Origin of the sequence: Paraburkholderia sp. RL17-347-BIC-D, assembly GCF_046027915.1 — a bacterium.
Classification (GTDB): Bacteria; Pseudomonadota; Gammaproteobacteria; order Burkholderiales; family Burkholderiaceae; genus Paraburkholderia.
On record NZ_JARESS010000143.1, the window covers coordinates 1 to 3,281 of the forward strand.

The 3,281-nt window shown below is 62.4% G+C and carries 2 protein-coding genes and 1 pseudogene; all 3 read right to left on the reverse strand.

Annotation, left to right across the window (positions count from 1 at the left end; genetic code table 11):
• Nucleotides 1-791 (reverse strand): alcohol dehydrogenase catalytic domain-containing protein (locus tag P0D96_RS47645; protein ID WP_408321247.1); only part of this gene is annotated, 791 nt, incomplete at its 3' end.
• A 57-nt stretch (nucleotides 792-848) separates the two neighbouring features.
• Nucleotides 849-2,585, reverse strand: coding sequence for an FAD-dependent oxidoreductase (locus tag P0D96_RS47650; RefSeq protein ID WP_408290569.1), 1,737 nt, complete (start codon nucleotides 2,583-2,585; stop codon nucleotides 849-851).
• A gap of 426 nt (nucleotides 2,586-3,011) precedes the next feature.
• A pseudogene (locus P0D96_RS47655) lies at nucleotides 3,012-3,281 on the reverse strand (enoyl-CoA hydratase/isomerase family protein); the annotation flags it as partial.

Consider the following 3,281-nt stretch of genomic DNA (forward strand, 5'->3'; position numbering starts at 1 on the left):
TTCGCGATCGTTCCGCCCGCGCCGACGATGGACTCGCAGATGGCAAATGTCGCCGGAAGACCGACTGCCTCGATGGACACATCCACACCGCGGTTGATCGTCAGCGCCATGACCTGTTCGACGGAATTTCCTGCAGCGCTGTTGACGAGGTCTGTCGCACCGAACTGCTTCGCGACCTCCAGCCGGTTATCGTCGAGATCGATGACGATGATCTGGGCGGGCGCGTAGAACTGAGCTGTCATTAGTGCGGCAAGACCGACTGGCCCCGCCCCCACGATGGCAACGCTCTGACCCGGCTTGAGCTTGCCGTTGAGGATCCCGCATTCAAAGCCCGTCGGCAGGATGTCGCTGAGCATCACGAGAGCCTCCTCATCGGCGCCGGCCGGCATGTGATAAAGGCTCGAGTCGGCATGTGGGATGAGGACCTTCTCGGCCTGCGTACCGTCGATGAGATGCCCAAGAAGCCACCCACCTGTCGTGCAATGGGAATACATCTGCCGTCGGCAGAATTCACATTTTCCGCAAGAACTGATGCATGAGATCAGCACCAGGTCGCCGATCATGAAGTTGGACACGGCGTTGCCGACGGCTTCGATGACGCCGACGCCCTCATGACCGAGCGTCGTGCCGGGCCGCACTTTCGGGACGTCGCCTTTCAGAATGTGCAGGTCTGTGCCACAGATCGTCGTCTTCGTGATGCGCACAATCGCATCCGTCGGCTTCGCGATTGTCGGTTCCGGCCTGTCTTCGAGCGCCTTCTGGCCCGGACCATGGAATACCAATGCTTTCATGACCACCTCCATTGCGATGCATCCTCGAACATCGGCTGGCGCCTGGTCTGCGCGGCTTTAGCCATGCGACGCGGCAAGGTAACTATGAATCTGATACACCACAGCCGCGCCTTCACCGACGGCGGCCGCGACACGCTTAATCGAGCCCGAGCGAACGTCACCGATCGCGAACACGCCGTCGACGCTAGTCCGTAATGGTGACGCCGCAAGGCCCGCTTCGGGAAGGTCAGTGCCAGTTAAGACGAACCCTTTGTCGTCCAACGACACGCCGCATGTCTCCAACCAGCTTGAATTCGGTTCGGCGCCCACGAACACGAACAGATGATGTGCTGTCATTGTCCCCTCGATGCCGCCCGCACCGCGGAAATGCACGCGCTCAAGGCGTTCGCCCCCTTCAAGCGCTGTCAGTTCGGTGCGCCTATGAACCGTCACGTTCTCCAGCGCGGCAACGCGCTCGATCAGATAGCGCGACATGCTCTTTTCGAGGCTCGATCCGCGGATGAACATATGGACGTGCTCCGCGTGCGACGCGAGAAACACGACCGCCTGTCCCGCGGAGTTGCCGCCGCCCACGAGCAGCACCGGTTCTTTGCGGCAAAGCCTCGCCTCGATCGGCGAGGCCCAGAAATAGACGCCGCGGGATTCGAAGCGCGCGAGCCCTTCGACACCGAAACGCCGGTACTCCGCGCCGCTCGCGATAACGACGGTACGGGTGGTGATGCGCCGCGCGTCGGCAAGCTCCAGGACGAGCGGGTGCCGGTCGCAGTACAGCCTCTTGACCTCACATGGAATACCGAGATGCGCGCCGAACTTTTGCGCCTGGGCGAACGCGCGGCTCGCCAGCGCATGTCCGGAGATCCCGGTGGGAAACCCCAGGTAATTCTCAATGCGCGAACTCGTACCAGCCTGACCGCCAGGCGCCCGGCCGTCGAAAGTCGCCACCGATAGTCCTTCGGATGCGGCATAGACAGCCGTCGCCAGCCCCGCCGGTCCGGCGCCGACGATCGCGACATCGTAGACGTGAGTTGGATCGAACTCGGGAATGAGTGCGAGGCACGACGCCAGTTGGCCCTCGTCGGGGTTTCTTAGCATCGTGCCGTTGGGGCACAGGACGAGCGGGAAATCGTCGGGCTGCGTCGTCAGCCGCTTGAGTAGCGCGATGGCTTCGGCATCGCTGTCGGCATCGATCGTCGTCTGCGGACAGCCATTGCGGAGAAGGAAATCCTGCAAGGCGACGAGCCGCGCGTTACCGGGCGGTCCGACGAAAACGACGCCCTGCCCGCGCTCGATGATCAAGGCACGCCTCAAGATCAACGCACGCATGATTTTTTCGCCGAGCTCGGCTTCGCTCATCATCATCGCGGTGAGTCCGTCGGGCCGCAGCAAAAGCGCTTCGACATCCTCGATGACGTGCGCGTCGAGCAAGGCGGGCTTGCGCGAGAGCTGTGCGACATCGGAGGTGAACTCGCCATACCCCGTATGAGTCCGCACCACGCGCTCGCGGCCCAGGCCGTCGCGTCCGACGATCCGAACCTTACCTGAAAGCAGGACGAACACACCCGGGCTGATGCTTCCGGCGCGATAGAGCAATTCACCCACTGCGTGGTGACAACGGTTGCCAAAACGCCGCAGCCTGTCGACCTCGACCTGGGTCAGGACCGGAAACATCTGCTGGAAACGCGGATGGTCGCGCACACTCGGATCGTCGGTCAGCTCGCCCTCCTGCGCGCGCTGCGCGTCGTCCAGTGGCTCGCAAACGAGCGCGCTGCCTGGCGACACTGACTCGTTGTCCATCTGAGATTTACCTCGCAACACCCTACACTCATGGATCACTGCACGGAAGCCGTGGACGCCGGCTTCGTCACGGCATCGGCCATCGCTCATAGTTGCCATGCTCAAAACGCAGCGTTCGGCGCACACTCCAGGCGATTTCCAGCATCAACGAAGTCATGGCTGACTGGGTCGCCCCTATGCGTGAGGCCGGCAAGGTTATATTCCCGCAGCGGCTTCGTACGAAGCAGATCGTGAAGAATGCACTGCCTGCTCGCATCGATAACAGCCTCAGGATGGCGTTCGACGCGGCATGTATCTTATGCCGGTCCAAGGCGGCGCACACTACCGCCCGATATCGCTTCGTCGCTCATCGCTACTTCTCCTCCAGCGAGGGCGGTGGCGCCGCCACCTGGCCGACCGTCGGCTCTACAAGCGTGGCGAGAGACCTTATAGCGTGCCGGCTTGGCCTGCAAGCTGGCCAATGTAGTAACCGAGCCGATTTTCGACATCTCCCGGCTTGTGGAATCCACGCGCCAGCAGTGCCTTGATGTTCTTCTGCGCGGCGGGGCGACCCAGCGACGCCATGCACGCGTCCCACCCTGCGCCGAGTTCGACGTCTGGCGGCAGGCTGGTGTTGACAAGGCGCTTGGTGTTGGCGATGGCCCACTTGTCAAACCTGGAAATGCGAGTCGCTAGCGCGTCCACGAATGCGTCGAG